Origin of the sequence: Streptosporangium canum, assembly GCF_900113865.1 — a bacterium.
GTDB classification, from domain to species: Bacteria; Actinomycetota; Actinomycetes; order Streptosporangiales; family Streptosporangiaceae; genus Streptosporangium; species Streptosporangium canum.
In genome coordinates this window covers 1-17551 of sequence record NZ_FOQY01000025.1, presented here as the reverse complement: position 1 = coordinate 17551, position 17551 = coordinate 1, and the positions used below count along the sequence as shown (strand labels likewise).

At 69.1% G+C, this 17551-nt stretch carries 14 protein-coding genes; 5 read left to right on the top strand and 9 right to left on the bottom strand.

Going from position 1 to position 17551, the window contains the following annotated elements:
* Positions 1-32: 32 nt before the first annotated feature.
* Positions 33-1283 carry a hypothetical protein gene (locus BM085_RS29460; RefSeq protein WP_093890138.1) on the bottom strand — a complete coding sequence of 417 codons (1251 nt, stop codon included), beginning with the start codon at positions 1281-1283 and terminating at the stop codon, positions 33-35.
* 501 nt (positions 1284-1784) lie between these two features.
* Here BM085_RS29460 and BM085_RS29455 point away from each other — a divergent pair.
* Complete coding sequence (locus BM085_RS29455) at positions 1785-3422, top strand: glycoside hydrolase family 13 protein (protein WP_093890137.1); 1638 nt, start codon at positions 1785-1787, stop codon at positions 3420-3422.
* Positions 3423-3533: 111 nt separating this feature from the next.
* Here BM085_RS29455 and recQ read toward each other — a convergent pair whose 3' ends face one another.
* Complete coding sequence (gene recQ, locus BM085_RS29450; RefSeq protein WP_093890136.1) at positions 3534-5420, bottom strand: DNA helicase RecQ; 1887 nt, start codon at positions 5418-5420, stop codon at positions 3534-3536.
* 454 nt (positions 5421-5874) lie between these two features.
* Between recQ and BM085_RS29445 the strand changes: the two genes are divergently transcribed.
* Together BM085_RS29445 and BM085_RS29440 are read left to right on the top strand one after the other, a co-directional pair.
* On the top strand, positions 5875-6336 hold the full coding sequence (locus BM085_RS29445; RefSeq protein WP_245789765.1) for a hypothetical protein: 462 nt from the start codon (positions 5875-5877) through the stop codon (positions 6334-6336).
* Positions 6337-6596: 260 nt separating this feature from the next.
* Positions 6597-7634, top strand: coding sequence for an SGNH/GDSL hydrolase family protein (locus BM085_RS29440; protein WP_093890134.1), 1038 nt, complete (start codon positions 6597-6599; stop codon positions 7632-7634).
* A gap of 54 nt (positions 7635-7688) precedes the next feature.
* On the opposite strand, the gene BM085_RS29435 is transcribed toward BM085_RS29440, so the two are convergent.
* The 4 genes from BM085_RS29435 to BM085_RS29415 form a co-directional block, all read right to left on the bottom strand.
* Positions 7689-8414, bottom strand: coding sequence for an alpha/beta fold hydrolase (locus tag BM085_RS29435; protein ID WP_143121122.1), 726 nt, complete (start codon positions 8412-8414; stop codon positions 7689-7691).
* 152 nt (positions 8415-8566) lie between these two features.
* Complete coding sequence (locus BM085_RS29430) at positions 8567-9328, bottom strand: 4'-phosphopantetheinyl transferase family protein (protein ID WP_093890132.1); 762 nt, start codon at positions 9326-9328, stop codon at positions 8567-8569.
* Between the two features lie 1424 nt (positions 9329-10752).
* Positions 10753-12432 carry an acyl-CoA carboxylase subunit beta gene (locus tag BM085_RS29420; RefSeq protein WP_093890131.1) on the bottom strand — a complete coding sequence of 560 codons (1680 nt, stop codon included), beginning with the start codon at positions 12430-12432 and terminating at the stop codon, positions 10753-10755.
* Positions 12433-12505: 73 nt separating this feature from the next.
* Positions 12506-13549: an NAD-dependent epimerase/dehydratase family protein gene (locus BM085_RS29415; protein WP_093890130.1), complete on the bottom strand. Its 1044-nt coding sequence runs from the start codon at positions 13547-13549 to the stop codon at positions 12506-12508.
* A gap of 503 nt (positions 13550-14052) precedes the next feature.
* Between BM085_RS29415 and BM085_RS29410 the strand changes: the two genes are divergently transcribed.
* Positions 14053-14340, top strand: a complete 288-nt coding sequence (locus BM085_RS29410) for a hypothetical protein (RefSeq protein WP_093890129.1) — start codon at positions 14053-14055, stop codon at positions 14338-14340.
* A gap of 76 nt (positions 14341-14416) precedes the next feature.
* Here BM085_RS29410 and BM085_RS29405 read toward each other — a convergent pair whose 3' ends face one another.
* Both BM085_RS29405 and BM085_RS29400 read right to left on the bottom strand, forming a co-directional pair.
* Complete coding sequence (locus tag BM085_RS29405) at positions 14417-15403, bottom strand: helix-turn-helix domain-containing protein (protein WP_093890128.1); 987 nt, start codon at positions 15401-15403, stop codon at positions 14417-14419.
* 135 nt (positions 15404-15538) lie between these two features.
* Positions 15539-15994: a MarR family winged helix-turn-helix transcriptional regulator gene (locus BM085_RS29400; RefSeq protein WP_093890127.1), complete on the bottom strand. Its 456-nt coding sequence runs from the start codon at positions 15992-15994 to the stop codon at positions 15539-15541.
* Positions 15995-16472: 478 nt separating this feature from the next.
* On the opposite strand from BM085_RS29400, the gene BM085_RS29395 reads away from it, so the two are divergent.
* Positions 16473-16895: a MarR family winged helix-turn-helix transcriptional regulator gene (locus BM085_RS29395; RefSeq protein ID WP_177245340.1), complete on the top strand. Its 423-nt coding sequence runs from the start codon at positions 16473-16475 to the stop codon at positions 16893-16895.
* Between the two features lie 175 nt (positions 16896-17070).
* Here BM085_RS29395 and BM085_RS29390 read toward each other — a convergent pair.
* A partial coding sequence (locus BM085_RS29390) for an IS701 family transposase (protein WP_425443282.1) occupies positions 17071-17551 on the bottom strand: 481 nt, incomplete at its 5' end.

The following is a 17551-nucleotide window of genomic DNA, read 5'->3' as shown; positions in this document are numbered from 1 at the left end:
TGGGCCGGACGGCCCGCGGGGACCAGGCAGGCTCAGGGGGCGGGCGACGAGCCGTTCACCGTCAGGACGCGCTCCGGCGTCTCGATGGCGGGGAAGGTGCCGGTGTCGACGATCCCGTGCTCGTTGTAGGCGGCCTCTATCAGGGCGTGCGCCCGCGGCTCCAGCTTCCACAGGGCACGGTACTCGCGGGCGGTGGCCAGCGTGATGCCGGTCTCGTGGGCGATGTCGGAGGCGCGGGGAACGAACTTCCGCTCGATCTGCTTGTCCCAGTACTCCCGGGCCGCGCGCATCAGGGCCGCGCGCTGCGCCGTGTCGACGACCGGCAGGGCCGTCTCCACCACCTCGGCCTCCTCCTCGTCCTCGTCCTCGTCGTAGGACCCGGCGGCGGGCAGGGCCGGGGAGACGCGCGGCCCCTCGGGCTCGGGGGCCCATGGGACGGGCGGGCTCAGGTCGATCAGAGCGGAGGTGTTGTAGAGCGCTCCGATCTGGGACAGCAGCGCCTCCTGGCGGCTCGCGTCGACCGCCAGGCCGGTGTGCTCCACCGCCTGGTCCATCGCGCGGTCCAGCTTGGTGAGCGCCGCGCGCATCCTCCGGTCGGACGCGCCCGCCTCGCGGAGGGCGCGGGCGCGCTTGGCCGCCAGCGCGACACGGGTCAGCCTCCGATGGGCGTCCACCTCACTCGCGGTACGGTCGCTGGCCTCGGCCAGCCCGACCCGTACCAGCATGCGCTCGGGGGTGATCCGCCAGTTGATGCGGGCGCGCCCGGTGATGCGGTGCCGTTCGATCGCCATGCCCCGCTCCCACAGCCACGCGGCCACCAGCGGGGCGGCGAGCCGGAACACGGCCTCGGCGAGGCTGCGGGCGTCCATGCTCGACAGCACCGCCGACAGCCCGGTGAGCGTCCAGACCGCGATGCCGTCGATGCCGGCGGAGTAGTTCTCCCTCATGTTGCGGCGGGCCCGTACGGCGCTGGTGATCACGGCGACTTCGATGAACGCGAAGAGCAGGAGCCTCAGGGGGCCGTCGAAGCCGAGCACGTCGCCGGAGAAGCGCCACATGCCCTGGGCGGACACGCCCGTGGCGATGCTCGCGGCCACGATGGTGAGGATGTCTTCGGCCGGGCGGGGGGCGACGAAACGGTGGAAGAAGCGGTTACCGGCACGGTAGACGGCGCGGAGCGCGAGATAGGCCAGGCCCAGCAGGACCAGCGCGACCACGCAGATGATGACCGTTCCGACCGGGTGGTCCGACGTGAAGGCGGTGATTTGATCGATGGGGGGCATCAGTCACTGTCCGTCAGTCTCGATGTCCGACAGGATATGGACGCGATCATTCCAGAATGTCGGCAGCTTGTTCGTGAAACGAGTAGTCACGCCTGCGACATGAGTGAAACCGGGGGCGGGGATCGGCTCCTGAGCCGGCGCGAAGATCGGCCGCCCGTCCGGCACGGGGATCCACTCCCGGTCCGGCGCGGAGATCGGCTCCCGGTCCGGCGCGGACGGCCGGCCTCCGGGCAGGCCGCGGCACCGGCCGGACACGGCTCCCGGGCAGGCACGGGCCCCCGTGCGGACGCGGCTCCCGGGCAGGCGCGGGCCCCGCGCGGACGCGGAACTCCGCATGAGTACGGCGAATCCACGGTTACACCCCCTTGACGACTATGTAACGTGAATGCATAACATGCATGTACGTGATCGCGGAGATCACCGATCCTCCACGGCAGCGGGTACGGCCCGCCGGAGTCCCCACACAGCCGGGCTTGATGTCCCCACCTGCAAGGAGCACAAGTGACGCAACCGATCGTCGCCCCGTGTGCCGCCCCGTCACCCGTCCCGTCCGCGCCCCCGGCCTCCGAATGGTGGCGCGACGCCGTGATCTACGAAATCTACGTGCGCAGTTTCGCCGACGGCAACGGGGACGGCATCGGGGATCTGCTGGGTGTGCGCAGCCGCCTGCGCTATCTTGCCGACCTCGGTGTGGACGCCCTCTGGCTCACCCCGTTCTACCCCTCCCCGATGCACGACGGCGGATACGACGTGGCGGACTACCGCGCCGTCGACCCCCGGCTCGGCACCCTCGACGACGCCCGCGCCCTCGTCCGCGAGGCCCACGGCCTGGGCATGCGCGTGCTCATCGACATCGTGCCCAACCACACCTCCTCGGAGCATCCCTGGTTCGCCGAGGCCCTCCGGGACGAGCCCGGCGCCCGGGACCGCTACGTCTTCCGGCCGGGGCGCGGGCAGGACGGGGCCCAGCCCCCCAACGACTGGGAGTCGAGCTTCGGCGGGCCCGCCTGGACCAGGCTGCCCGACGGCTCGTGGTACCTCCACCTCTTCGCTCCCGAGCAGCCCGACCTCAACTGGGACAACCCCGAGGTGCGCGCCGAGTTCGAGGACGTGATGCGGTTCTGGCTGGACATCGGCGTGGACGGGTTCCGCGTCGACGTGGCCCACGGCATGGTCAAGGCTGAGGGGCTGCCCGACGCCGGTTTCACCGGCCAGCTGAAGCTGCTCGGCCGCGCCCCGCTGCCCTTCTTCGACCAGGACGGCGTGCACGAGATCCTGCGCTCCTGGCGGCAGCTGCTCGACTCCTACCCGGGTGAGCGCATCGGGGTGGCGGAGGTGTGGCCGCCCTCCCCCGTCCGGCTGGCCAACTACGTCCGGGACGACGAGCTCCACCAGGCCTTCAACTTCCACTACCTCGCCGCCGACTGGGGAGCCGGCCCGCTGCGCCAGGTGATCGACGCCTCGATCTCCGCCACCGACCTGGTCGGCGCGCCCACCACCTGGGTGCTGTCCAACCACGACCAGGTGCGCCACGTCACCCGCTACGGCGGCGGGGAGCGGGGGGCGAGGCGGGCGCGTGCGGCCACCCTGCTCACCATGGCGCTGCCCGGCTCGGTCTACCTCTACCAGGGCGAGGAACTCGGCCTGCCGGAGGTCCTCGACCTTCCCGACGAGGTGCTGCAGGATCCGATCTTCTTCCGTACGGCCGGCGCGGACCGCGGCCGGGACGGCAGCCGCGTGCCGATCCCGTGGGCGTACGGCGAGTCGTCGTCCGGATTCTCCCCGCCGGGAGCCGACCCGAGCTGGCTGCCGATCCCCCGCGAGTGGGGCGGGCAGGCGGTGATCCCGCAGCTCGGCGACCCCGGGTCCTTCCTCAACCTGTACCGGAGCGCCGTGCGGCTGCGCCGTACGCACCCGGCCCTGGGCAGGGGGACGATGCGGTGGCTGGACTCGCCGCCGGACACCCTCTTCTTCACCCGCGAGCCGGGACTGCTGTGCACGGTCAACCTGGGCGCCGAACCCGTCGTCCTGGAGTCGCCCGGCACGCTGCTGCTGTCCAGCGGCGACACGCACTGCGACGGGCTCCAGGCGATCCTGGAGCCCGACACCGCTGCCTGGTGGTCCTCCGCCACCTCCTGAACCGGTGGCCCCGCGCCACCTTCTGAACGCGCCGGTCGGGGGGCCGCGCGAGACAGCCCCGGCCGGTTCCCGTAAGGAGGGCCACATCCTTACGGGAACCGGCCGGCCATGTCAGGGGAGGGTGAGAGCCTGATCGGGCTCGACGTCATCTCGCGCGAGGGTGTCCAGGATCTGCCGGCCGTACTTCGCCAGCTTGTTCTCGCCGACACCGCTCACCTCGCCCAGCTCGGCCAGGGAGGACGGGGCCCCGGTCGCGATCTCGCGCAGGGTCGCGTCATGGAAGATCACGTAGGCGGGCACGCCCTGTTCCTTCGCGGTGGCCGAGCGCCAGGCGCGGAGCCGCTCGAACACCGGCACGGCCTCCTCGGGCAGATCGGCGGGGGCGGCACGGCGGGCCCCACCGGCCCGTGCCGACGGCTCGGATCTGCTGCGGGCCGCCCGCTCGGGCTCACGTCGCAGCAGGACCTGGCGCTGCCGGCTCAGCACCTCGGCGCTCGCCTCGGTGAGCAGCAGCGTGCCGTAGTCGCCCTCGACGGTCAGCAGGCCCTGGGCCAGCAGCTGGCGCACCACGCCGCGCCACTCCGCCTCGCCCAGCTCCGTGCCGATGCCGAACACCGTCAGGCAGTGGTGGTCGAACTGGGTGACCTTCGGCGTCTTCCTGCCGAGCAGGATGTCGATGATCTGGCCCGCGCCGAACTTCTGGCGCCGCTCGCGCAGGAGCCTGAGCACGGTCGACAGGAGTTTCTGGGCGGCGATCGTGCCGTCCCACGACTCCGGTGGCGTCAGGCACGTGTCGCAGTTGCCGCACGCCGTACTGTCCTGGCCGAAGTAGGCGAGCAGGCGCACGCGGCGGCACTCGACCGCCTCGCAGAGGGCGAGCATGGCGTCGAGGTGGGTGCCCAGGCGGCGCCGGTGGGCCTCGTCGCCCTCGGAGGTGTCGATCATCTTGCGCTGCTGCACGACGTCCTGGAGCCCGTAGGCCAGCCAGGCGACGGAGGGGAGGCCGTCACGTCCGGCCCGGCCGGTCTCCTGGTAGTAGCCCTCGACGGACTTGGGCAGATCGAGATGGGCGACGAATCGCACGTCGGGTTTGTCGATGCCCATGCCGAACGCGATGGTGGCGACCATGACGAGGCCGTCCTCCCGCAGGAACCGCGCCTGGTTGGCGGCCCGGGTGCGCGCGTCGAGCCCCGCGTGGTAGGGCAGCGCCGGGATGCCGTTCTGCACCAGAAACTCGGCGGTCTTCTCGACCGAGGACCGCGACAGGCAGTAGACGATGCCGGCGTCCCCGGGGTGCTCGGTGCGCAGCAGCTTGAGCAGTTGCCGCTTGGGCTCGTTCTTCGGCGCGATGCGGTACTGGATGTTCGGGCGGTCGAAGCTCGACACGAAGTGGCGGGCTTCCTCCAGGTTCAGCCGGGAGGCGATCTCGGCGTGGGTGGCCTCGGTGGCGGTCGCCGTCAGGGCGATGCGGGGCACGGCGGGCCAGCGCTCGTGCAGCGTGGACAGCGCGAGGTAGTCGGGCCGGAAGTCATGCCCCCACTGGGCCACGCAGTGCGCCTCGTCGATGGCGAACAGCGAGATCGTGCCGCGTTCGAGCAGCCGGAGCGTCGAGTCGACCCTCAGGCGCTCCGGCGCCAGGTAGAGCAGGTCCAGCTCACCTGCCAGGAAGGCTGCCTCGACCTGCCGGCGCTCGTCGTGGTCCTGCGTGGAGTTGAGGAACCCCGCCCGCACACCGAGAGCCGTCAGGGCGTCGACCTGGTCCTGCATGAGGGCGATGAGCGGTGAGACGACGACGCCGACGCCGTTGCGCACGAGGGCGGGGATCTGGTAGCACAGCGACTTGCCGCCACCGGTCGGCATGAGCACCAGCGCGTCACCGCCGCCGACGACGTGGTCGATGATCTCCTGCTGCCCTTCCCGGAACGAGTCGTAGCCGAAGACGCGGTGCAGCACTCGCAGCGCGTCGCTCACCTCGGGACCGCTCTCGGGGGAAACCATCGGGTCATTCTACGAGGCCCCACGCGCCCCACCGGCGTTTTCGCCACGGGAGGACGCGGCGCGGGCTCACCTCCCGCCGGAGGCGCGGGCCGCCGGAACTTCACGGTGTGCGCCTCCGTCGGTGATCCCGGATCCCGCGGGCGCCGGGGACGCCTTCCGGTCCCCCGCCACCCGGTGAAACGGCATCGGGAAAGACAGCAAACTCCAAGAAGACACCGTCCTGACCTGCCGACAAGAATAGGCATTCAGCTTTACAGTGCCGCCGCGGGAAACGCGGGGCGAGGGCAGAGCCCACCACGCCGTGAAACGCACGGCGAACAGACGGTCGTGATTCTTGGGATCGAGGTCCGCCATGGCAACCGAGACGGCTCCGGCTCGTCATTCCCACATTCGGGTATCAGCTCTCAACAGCCGATATCACAAGGCAGCGCTGGGTCTTTACCTGGCGATAGTCGTGGCCCACTGGGCGGAGCACGTCGTCCAGGCGATCCAGTTGTACGTCCTGGGCTGGCCGCTCCCCGAGGCGCGCGGCGTGCTGGGTGTGCCGTTCCCCTGGCTCGTGAAGTCCGAGTGGATGCACTACGGCTACGCCCTGCTGATGCTGATCGGCCTGATCCTGCTGAGGAAGGGCTTCACCGGCAGGTCGCGGACGTGGTGGAACCTGTCACTCGGAATCCAGGTGTGGCACCACTTCGAGCACCTGCTCCTGCTCCTGCAGGCGCTCACCGGCTCCAACCTGCTGGGCCGTCCCGCGCCGACCAGCATCATCCAGCTCATCGTGCCCCGGGTGGAACTTCACCTGTTCTACAACGCGATCGTCTTCCTGCCCATGGTCGTGGCGATGGTCCTCCACCGGCGCCCCCGCGCGTCCGAGCGCGCCGCGATGCAGTGCGGTTGCGCCCTCGCGCATGCGTGAGGTGAGGAGACGGCGGGTGACGCCCATGACACGGCGCGCCCGCCCGGCGGACGACAGCCGGCGGGTGACGCATCCGGTGACATGGCGCACCCGCCCGGCAGACGGCGGGTGACGCCCGGCGACACGGGGCGCGCCCGCCCGGCGGACGACGGACGGCGGGACCAGCCGACCGGCAGGTGACGGACGGCGGAGCCGGCCTGTCCGTTCACATCCCCCATCGACTCCGGAGGCATGCCATCCCAGGCACAGACCCGAACATAATGATCGTCGGGGACTCGATCAGCCATGGCCTGGAGGGCGACTACACCTGGCGGTACCGGCTGTCGCAGAACTTCGGCAGGCATGGGTTCCCGGTCCGCTTCGTCGGGCCGGAGACGGGCACCTCGGTGCTGCCCGCGAGCCGGCCGGGCGACTGTCCCGCCCGCACGGCGGACCCCGTCCACAACGGCCGCTACCGGCCGGGGATCGACTTCGGCGACAGCAGGCACTACGCGAGATGGGGCCGCCTGCTCCACGAGGCCAAGGAGAACATCCGGGACGCCGTCGCCGCCCACGGCGCCGGCCACCTCATGGTCGAGCTCGGGTTCAACGACCTGGCCTGGGGGGTCTCCGGTCCCGGCCGGTTGACCGCGGACCTCGTGACTTTCGTCCGACGGGCCCGCGACGCCAATCAGGATGTCCAGTTCCTGGTCGCCAACGTCGTGCATCGCACACCGCTGGACTCCAGCCCCGGCCTGGCGGACGTCATCGCCGCGTACAACGAGGGGTTGCCGTCCACGCTGGCGGCGATGTCGACGGCTCGATCGGCGGTCGTCCTCGTCGACCTGAACAGCGTCTACGACCCCGGCAGCGACACCTACGACGGTCTCCACCCGAACAGCGTCGGCGAGTTCAAGATCGCTAAAGCGTTCGCCGACAGCTTCTCGTCGGTGTTCGGTCACGGCCGGATCGACTTCCTCGACCCGGTCCCCCGTACGGCCGACCCGCTTGCGATCTCCCCGCCGGCCGGTATCACCGCCACCTCGCACGGCTCGTCCATCAGCGTCTCGTGGCCCCACGTGTTCGGCGCGAGCGGATACTGGCTCTACTGGCGTGACGTCACCGCCGGGCAGGGCTTCCAGAGATCACCGCTGCCGATACTCGCCGACAGCCTGGAGCTGCCCGCCGAGCGCGGGCATATCTACGAGTTCATGGTCAGCGGCGCGCGCGGCCACCAGGAGACCCCGGCCACGCGGGTCGCCGTCGTCCTCGGCGGGCAGCCGGCGCTGTCCCTGGCGGGCGGCCAGGGCGGACGCTGAGCCTCCTGCGGGCCGGACGCCGGACCTGCTGCGGACCGGTTCGACCGCACCCGGTCAGTTCTGCTGGGAGGCGATGCCGGCGAGCAGCGCGACGAGCTGCTCGGGGGCCGACACCATCGGCCAGTGGCCGGTCTTGAGAGTGTGGAAGTCCCAGTTCGGCTCGGCGCGCATGGCCGCGACGTCGTCGGAGACCTTGCCGTCGAAGTGTTCCATCTCGCACATGACGTAACTTGCCCGCTGCTGTGCGAGCGGCCGCGTCAGGACGGCCGGCTCGGACAGCGTGCGCCCGGGGTGGCCGACGAAACGCTCCACCAGCCACCGCGCCTGCTCGACGGACAGGTCCTGCCCGTCGGCCACGACCGTGGCGTCCGGGACCGGCCAGCGGCCCCGGTTCTCGTCGATCAACTGGAGCTCGCCGGCACGCTGGCGTTCCGGGAAGGCCTGGAGCATCGACACACCGTCATGGGGCAGGAACCCTTCGACGAACACGGTGCGCGCCACCCGGCCGGGGGCACGGTCAGCGACCTGACCGGCCACGATGCCCGAATAGCTGTGTCCCACGAGAATGACGTCTCTCAGGTCGTCGGCCTCCAGGAGTGACAGCACGTCATCGACATGGGTGGCCAGGCCCACACTGGAGACATCGGTGTCAGGGGCGGCCAGGCCCGACAGCGTGATCGGGCGGACATGATGACCAAGCGTGCGCAGGCCGCAGGTCACCGGCTCCCAGACCCAGGCGCCCATCCACGGGCCGGGAATCAAGACGAAATGGTTTTTCACGGCAGGTCAGCTTCCTCTCCTTTACTCTAAGGCTGCCTTGAATAATGCAGAAATCGGACCTGTAAGCACATTATGTCCGCAGGCCGGCCACCTTGCCGTCCGTGACTTTCCATATTCATTCAGCAGCCTTTTACCGGTCTGGTCAAGAGTTGTCAGGCGGCCATGCTCACCGCGGCGGAGAGCCGGATCGGCCGAAGGTCGAGGGCGTCCGACTCCGCCACTGTGATCGGGAGGTCGCCGGCGATGACCGCGACGACGCCGGCGTACCCCCCACCAGGGTCAAGGGGGTGGATTTGCACCGTACTTGGATGGATGTCCAGCGGCCAGCCGAGCAGTGCGGGGTCTTCCTGTGGACTGCTGACCTCGACCTGGTCCGGAGGGATCCGCAGCCCGTGGCCTGTCGCCTTGAGGACTGCTTCTTTACATACCCACATGCGGGCGAAGGCAGCGTTCTGCTTGTGCTCGGGGAGCGCCTGCAGGATCGCCAGCTCGGCCGGCGACAGCGCGCACTGCGCGAGCCCGTCGACCGGGCCGGTGGGCACCTCCTCCACGTCGACCCCCAGCGCCCCCGCGGTGCTCAAGGCCACCGCGACCCGGTTTCCCGCGTGGGAGACGGAGACGTGCAGTTCGATCCCCACGCTCCGGACGTACGGCTTGCCGTGCGGTTTGTCGCAGTCCGGGCACCGCCGCTCGACGGCGACGTCCGCGGGAGAGACACCGAGCTGGGCCGCCGCGGTGGTGCGCAACAGCCAGCACGCCGTGAGAAAGCGGCGCCGATCCTGGTCACGGTGGTAGGTCGAGGCCCGCTTCAGCTCAGTTCCACTGAGCACGCTGGTCAGGACGTCGGTCGGCTGGTCCCGCGGGTCCGCCCACCACACGCTGCACTCTCCAGTCTGCAAAACGGGAGTAATCATGGGTTGCCTCCTTTGATTCGTGGTTCTCAGTGGTCAATGCGTGGCATGTCGCGAGCTTCCAGTGGCTGACCGCCGGGTCGGTGAGAATCGCAACCACCCTGACGCAGATCTGCTCACTTGTTATGTCCTCATCGGTCTGGACCCGGATGACTATTTCTCCGGTGGCCTGCCTGAGGTCCTTACGCCACTTCTCCGGCATAAGCGCCAGGATCCGGATTCCGTCGATCGGCGAATTACCTGACGGCTCTCCTCCGGTCCGCCGCATCGTCAGTTCAACCAACATGAGTGGATACCTCCTCCTAGTCCCGGGTAGTGCCGTCGGTGGACGCGGAGTTCCCTGGGATGCCGGCGGCAGCGACCTGCGACTCGGCGTTCCAGGGGTCGCCCGCGGCGGCCGGCGCGGAGTGGCCGCCGATGACGGCGGAACACGAGACGGCGCCGGCGGCAATTGTTGCCGGAAATGTTGTAGTGACATTGAAACTGCTTGGTGAGAAGATTGGGATCTTCATTTCCTGGTCCATTTTCTCGGGCTGTTTATTTGTTCTCGCACAACCAACTCTGCGCTCTCCACAGCCCGTGGACCAGGCAGATCAAAGGCAGCAAGTTGCCTGCCGCTGGCCGCTTCCTGCCATAGGGCCGCCGGACGGCCCGCAAGTACCGGGTGGGAAGGGGATGACCGCCGGTGGCGGGACTGGGCGGCAGCCGTCCGCCTTCCGGGACAAGGGACGCGGCAGCCGTCCGCCTTCCGGGACAAGGGACGCGGCAGCCGTCCGCCTTCCGGGACAAGGGACGCGGCAGCCGTCCGCCTTCCGGGGCAAAGGACGCGGCAGCCACCTGCCCGACGGCGACCGGACAGGCCGAGGCGGTACGGGGACGATCCGAAGGCGTGCGGGCGCCAGGAAAGCTCGGAGGCCGCGCGGGCGGTAAGAGACGACCGGGACGTACGGGCGCCGGCGTGTGGGCGCCAGGGAAGGCCCGGAGGCGGCGCGGAAGGCCCGGACCCCCGCCACCAGGACGGTGGCGGGGGTCCGGAAGACGCCGCTGAGGTTTACCGGACGGCACGGGCGCCCAAGGGGCGGAGGGGCCGGGCCGGAGACGGCACGGGGTGCACGGAGGCGGCGCGGGGTGCACGGAGGCGGCGCGGGCGCGCGATACGGAGGCCCGGAGACGGCCCGGGAGGTCCGAAGGAGCGTGAGGCCGCCGGCGGCCTCAGCGGTGGTGGGTGTCGTGATCCCGGCACTGCCGGCCGCCGTACCGGTTCTCATGCCGGCGCGATCAGCCGGCCGCCCCTACTGGTCGAACGGAACGGCGGCCGCGCACAGGCCGCCGTGGTCCGCCCGGCGTGGTCCGGCCGGCGTGGTCCGCCCGCCGTGGTCCGGCCGGCGTGATCCGGCCGGCGTGGTCCGGCCGGCGTGATCCGCCGTCTACAGGGGCACGTTCCCGTGTTTGCGCTGCGGCGGCTGCTTGCGCTTGTCGCGCAGCATCGCCAGCCCCCGGGCGACCGCGGATCGCGTCTGCACCGGGTCGATCACGTCGTCGACCAGGCCGCGCTCAGCGGCGTAGTGCGGGTGCACGAGCTGTTCGGAGTACTCGGCGACCAGCTCCGAGCGGAGCTCGGCGGGGTCCGCGGCGGCGGCCAGCTCCCTGCGGAAGATGACGTTCACGGCGCCCTCGGCGCCCATCACCGCGATCTCGTTCGTCGGCCACGCCAGCGAGAGGTCGGTGCCGATGGAACGCGAGTCCATCACGATGTAGGCCCCGCCGTACGCCTTGCGCAAAATGACCTGGATCCGCGGCACGGTCGCCTCGCAGTAGGCGTACAACAGCTTGGCGCCATGCCGGATGATCCCCGCGTACTCCTGATCGGTGCCCGGCAGGAAACCGGGCACATCGACCAGCGTCACCAGCGGGATGCTGAAGGCGTCGCAGAACCGCACGAACCGTGCGGCCTTCTGCGCCGCGGCGACATCCAGCACCCCGGCCATCACCATGGGCTGGTTGCCGACCACGCCGACCACGTCACCGTCGATCCGGGCCAGCACGCAGATGACGTTCGGCGCCCAGTTCTCATGCAGTTCGAGGAAGTCCCCGTCGTCCACCAGCTCGGCGACGACCTGCCGCATGTCGTAGGACTTGTTCGGCTCGACCGGGACTATCTCGGCCAGCCGGGGTCTCACATCCGTGGCCGCGTCGCGGGACGGCGCGCTCGGGGGGAGGTCCAGATTGTTGCCGGGCAGCATCGAGACGAGATAGCGCACGTCCTCAAGACAGCTCTCCTCGTCGTCGTGCACGAACGTGGCCACACCCGATCGGCCGCCGTGGACCTCCGCGCCGCCGAGCTCGGCGTGGGTGACCCGCTGGCCGCTCACCGCCTCGACGACGTCGGGCCCGGTCAGGTAGATCTGAGCGGTGTCGCGGACCATGAAGGTGAAGTCGGCCAGTGCCGTGGAGTAGGCGGCTCCCCCCGCGCACGGCCCGAGCACGACGCTGATCTGCGGTATCACCCCGGATGCCTGGACATTGCGCTGGAAGATCCCGCCGTAGCCGTTGAGGGACATCGCCCCCTCCTGGATCCGGGCGCCCCCGCTGTCGTTCAGCCCGATGAAGGGGGACCCGGTGGAGATCGCCAGATCCATCACCTTATGGATCTTCGATGCGTGCGCGTCGCCGAGCGACCCGCCGAAGAGCGTGAAGTCCTGGGCGTAGAGGAACACCCGGCGGCCGTGGATCGTGCCGGACCCCGTGATCACACCGTCGGTGTGCGGACGCTGCTCCTCGATCTTCAGGCCGTGCGCCTGGTGGCGTCGGTACATGTCGATCTCGGTGAACGACCCCTCGTCCAGCAGCAGGTCTATCCGCTCCCGCGCCGTGCGCTTGCCGAGCGCGTGCTGCCGGTCGACCGCCGGGCGGCGGCCGGCGAGGACTCCCTCGCGCAGCCGCTCACGCTGCTCGCGCAGCAGGCTCATGGACCGGACCTGCGGTTGCGGGGCCGGTGGCTTCGCGGGGAGACGCCCGTTCGCCTGCTCGTCCGGACGTCCGTTGACGCCCTCCTCGGTCGGCGTGGGCAGGGGCACGAGAATGAAGTCGAGCTCCGAGGTGCTCATCGGCGTTTCTTCCCCTCGTTACCCAAGGCCCCGGCCCTCCGGGCGGTCCGCTCGCTCATGGGGGCATCTCCCGTCATTGCGTTGTTACAGACGACAGGCTCGGCAGGCCCGAACCCGCCTGCCGAGCGGACAGGTGACCGCTCTCGCGCAGCCAGCGCACCGTGTCGCCGATGGTCTCGGCGACGGGCCGTGGACTGATCCCATGAGTGCTGACGCCCTCGGCCGGCCGCGTGGCGCAGGCACACGTGTAGATGGCTCCGTACTCGGCCGGGATGTGCCACGGCCACACACGCTGCACGAGGTCGACGAACAGCCCGACCGGGATCATCCCCCGAGCCGGAAGGAAGATCGTCGGCAGTGCGCGTCCGGTGACCTCACGCAGCGCCTTCACGTACTGACGTGTGGAGAGGTAGCGGCCCGGTCCGAAGTGGCGGCCCGGCCTGTCACCCGGTGAGGCGAGCAGCCGGGCGTGCAGCGCCGCGGTGTCCCGCACGTCGCCGACCGGGAACCCGCCCAGAGGCCACAGAGGCGTCAGGCCCCGGAGCACGCTGCGGAGCCGGGCGTTCTGGTCGCCCAGATTCGGGTCGTCCGGGCCGAGCAGGGCGGGCGGGTAAGTGATCACCACCGGAGCTCCCTCGGCCTGGTGCCGACGTGCGACGACCTCGGCCGCGGCCTTGCTCGCCATGTACGTCTCGCGAGGCCGGCCGACAGGCGAGTCCTCACGGATCACCTGTCCCCGCGCCGGGAACATCGCCACGATGCTGGAAACGTGGATGATCGGGTCCGCGCCCGCCCGCCGCGCGGCGTCGAGCACGATCTCCGTGCCCCGTTCGTTGACCTGCCGCATCCTCAGGTGGAGCCTGCTGTCGAAGGAATACACCGACGCCGCGTGCAGCACGGCGTCGGCGCCGCGTACGGCGCGGGCCACGCTGTCCGCGTCCGTGACATCTCCGATGACCACGTCGACGGCACCGAGATCGACGTTCAACGGCGCCAGGGCGCGCTTCACCTTGGACACGTCGCGGACGAGCATGCGGACCCGGTGGCCCATCCCCACAATCGCCGCAACCGAATGGGCACCGACGAATCCAGTACCGCCGGTCGCGCTCACCAGCATCAGATCATCTCCTCTAATCCACACCCAGTGAAATGCCCCTGCCTCCCTCCTGTCATCTCCGAGTGTGCTTTCACCTGGCGGCACGGAACCGCGGGCAGCCGCGCAGACCGTCCGGAGGCGATTTCCCCGCCGTGCCGGACCGGCGTTTCACAGCCGATGGCCCGGCTCGGAAAAAGGCCGGAATCAATCGCACGCCGGCATATTCAACCCTGCCTTCGCACGTGAAACTCCATGAAAACAACTTGGAAATCGGCCCCGCCGTCGCGGCTTCACCCGGCCGCTTCCCGCCGATGCGCGCAGACGAGCGCCCGCCGGGACGGGTGCGCCGCCCCGGGGCGCGCACGCGGCCGGCGGACGGGACCTCCGGCCGTTCCGGCCGTTCCGGCGGCCGCGCCGTGGTCGAGCCGCCGGCCTCCGGTATCATCCGATGTGCCGTCGCCGCCGGTGCCCCTTCCGCGTCGGCCCGGCCGGCGCCACCCGGGACTAGGCGGAGGCATCCAGCCATGTTGGTCGAGTTGACGATGCGCCGGACCGCAGGAGAGCCCGCAGGCGATTCACCGGTCGACGGGATCCGGATCCTGGCGCTTCTGCCGGAGAGATGGCGTAAAGACCTCAGGCAGGCCACCGGAGACGTCGTGATCCGCGTCCACACCGATGAGGACGTGACCGGCGCGCAGATACGCGCCGAAGCGGTCGAGGCTCTCACCGACCCGGCGATCAGCCACTGGGAGCTCGCCGACTGTCATGTCCTGACCGCCGGCCGTCACGGACCGGGAAAGAACGTCCCCTGACCCCTGCCGTCCCTTGTGGAGCCCGCTCCCCCGGTGCCGGCCGGGAGCGCGCCGCGGGCCGGTCGGCGCCGCTCCGTCAGATCCAGTTCTCCTCCTTGGCGCGCAGGGCGGCCTGGAAGCGGTTGACGGCGCCGAGCCGCGCCATGAGGTCCGCGACATAACGACGGTAGGTCCGGACGGAGACATCGATCTCGCGTGCGGCGATCTCGTCCTTGTCGGCCGTCGCCATCACCGCGAGCACCCGCTTCTCCAGATCGGACAGCAGTGGCGCGCCGCTGGAAGGCTCGGTGAAATCACGGAGATCGGTGGCGGCCTGCCACACGCCGTCGAAATAGGTGACCAACTGGGAGACCAGGCCGGGTTCCCGTACGAGTAGCGCGCCCCGCGAGCTCTCCTTCGGATTTATCGGCACAACCGCTACGCTGCGATCAAAAATCAGCATGCGGTCCATGGGATCTTCCGTAATGTGAATCTGCCCGCCAAGGCTGACGACATCACGTAAATATGCCGCCATAAAAGGATCGTCCAGCGCTTTAGGGTGATAAACCGCTTTTACCGCAAGTCCACGGCGCAGAGAGCGCGTATCCAGCGGGAGCGCCGTCTCGATGGCACCCCGCGAGAGCGGTCCGCCCGGATGCAGGCACAGCGTCTCCTTGTAGGAGAAGAAACCGAGGTCGTCGAGTCGCTGCCGGACCTGGTCGAGGCCCTCCACACGTTCGATGTCGAGCACCGGCGTCGAGTTCTCGCCGTGCCGCTGGTCCTCCACGAGGGAGGCGATGGCGTCGCGCGCCGCCAGAACGCGGCGGATCTCCATGTTGAGCTGGTCCAGGCGCTGCTCCACCAGGCGCTCGATCCCGATCCTGGGCTCCGTCGCCACCACGCGGTGACGGTCGGTGAGGTCGAGTAGGGACAGCCGGCCCAGCACCTCGGCCGCGGCCTCGATCGTGTCGGGATCCAGGTTGAGCGCCTGCCGTACCGAGCCGATCCCCTCGCCACGGTGCCGCAGGAAGTACCGGTAGAGCTCTTCGGCTTCAGCCGAAACACCGATGACGGAAATGTCCATGGCTCACCTCCCGGCCATGTACTTTCACGCAGGGTGGCGACTTCGGGCTACTCCACCCTTGCCCGACTCCATGGATATGTATATTTACAAACTATCAGACATCAGATCATTCGTAAACACTCATATAGCACCGGCTCAGGCCCCGCCCGCCAGTTGCGCGAGGATCCGGTTGAGATGGGCGCGATCCTCGCGGGTCAGCCTGCCGATCACGCGGTCGTGGACCGCGGCGGTCACCGGATGGAGCACCTCCACGAGCAGGGCGCGCCCGGCGTCGGTCAGCTCGATCGAGTAGGCCCGCCGGTCGGCCCGGTCACGGCTGCGCGCGACCAGCCCGCGCTGCTCGAGGACATCGATGATGTGCACCATCGTCGACCGGTCGACGGCGAGCCGCCGACCGATCTCCTGCTGCGAGAGCGGGCCGGACGCTTCGAGCACGCCGAGCACGCCGTAGTCGCGCCAGCGGAGGTCGTCACCCTTCAGCACCTCCTCCAGCTCCGACGTGACCTCACGCGCCGCACCGTTGAGCAGCCAGCCGGTGGACTCGGCCAGCAGTCCCGGAGCCGGCGCGGGCTCGCTCCCGTCTCCACCCATAGCCCCACCCCTTTCCCAGCGGATCAGCGGTTTCCCAGCGGATCAGCAGTCAGCCTTCCTGCTCGTCGGCCACCTCGAACAGGTCCACGCCGAGCACGATCTCATGGACCTCATCCCATGTGGTGCCGGCGTCGGTGCCGCCTCGGCCTTCAGACATGGAGTCTCCTCACCCGGGCGGTCGCGGAACCCTGAGCGGAGTCCTCACCGCCCTCCCACATTAATCAGCTTCACAGATCCTCAGCATTCCTGTCAATCAGCATTACTGATGATTTGAATTCGGCTGTTGCGCTGCGCATGGCAGCGTGTGACACTCTTGGCCTATAGGGTGTGACGCTCTTGCCATATATGAGCATGCTTGATATGGGCACTTTGGCGCATTATGCAACACATGACCGCTGAAGGGACGTATGTGAGCGCTGATTCTCCAAATACGGATCCTCCCCTTGCGGACTTTATGTCCAGCTCCACCAGCCTATTGGTGAGCAAGGCCAACGATCTTTTCGTCGAGATCTTCGAATCGGCGGTAGAGCCCTTCGGGCTGCGGTCGAAGGATTTCATCGTGCTCACCGCCATCGACTCCATGGGCCCCCAGTCCCAGCAGCAGCTCGCCCGCACCCACGGCATCGACAGGACCACCATGGTCAGCGTCGTCGACGGGCTGGAGCGGCTCGGCCTCGTTCAGCGGGCGCGCAACCCCGACGACCGGCGTAAGTATGCGATCGGCCTCACCAGCGAGGGGCAGGCCCTCCTGCGCCACAAGCTCACCCCGACCATGGTGAACGCCATGGACGCCTTCCTCGCTCCGCTCACCCCGGACGAGCGCGAACTGTTCAACAAGCTCCTCTGGCGCCTGGTGTACGAACGCCCACCGGCGAAATCCAGCGGAGCCGGTGCGTCCTAGTACTGCAACGACAGGTTGTGTCTTTCACGTCTGCGGTAGTGGCTGTCGCGGGCTCGTTGTTGGGTTCGCCTTCTCCATTCAGACCACTTCAGGGCATGGTCCTTCACATGAGCGGTGTGGAATACAACGCGATTCCATAAACGCCGGATCTCGTTGATGCTCAGTGTCGCCATTCCTAGTGGCCGATGTAGAGAGGGCCCCCTTTTTTAGCCACCTGCTGGAGGCGGACCAGGAATACGGACGCTGCCATGCAGAGTGTTATATGCCGATACCAGGCCCGGTAGCCGCGGACTTGATAGTGATCGAGCCCGGTCTCGTTCTTCGCCGCCTGGAAGCATTCTTCGACCGCCCACCTACTACCCGCGACCCGTACCAGCTCCTCCATATGGGTTCGTTCATCGGCGAAGCAGATGTAGTAGGCCAGATCACCCGGGTTGGAGATGCTTCTGCGGGCGAGTAGCCAATGCCCTGCTCCCGGCTCGCGCAAGGGTCGAATATCCACACTCGCCCAGTCGTACAGCCGCGGACCGTGGGCTCCGTCTCCACAGCTCAGCCTCTGCCAGGCGGTCTGCTCGAGCTCGGCGATCAGATGGTGGGCGCGTTCCTGTGTCAGTCTCATGGAGATCACCATCTGAGTGCGAGGAACAGCGACCACA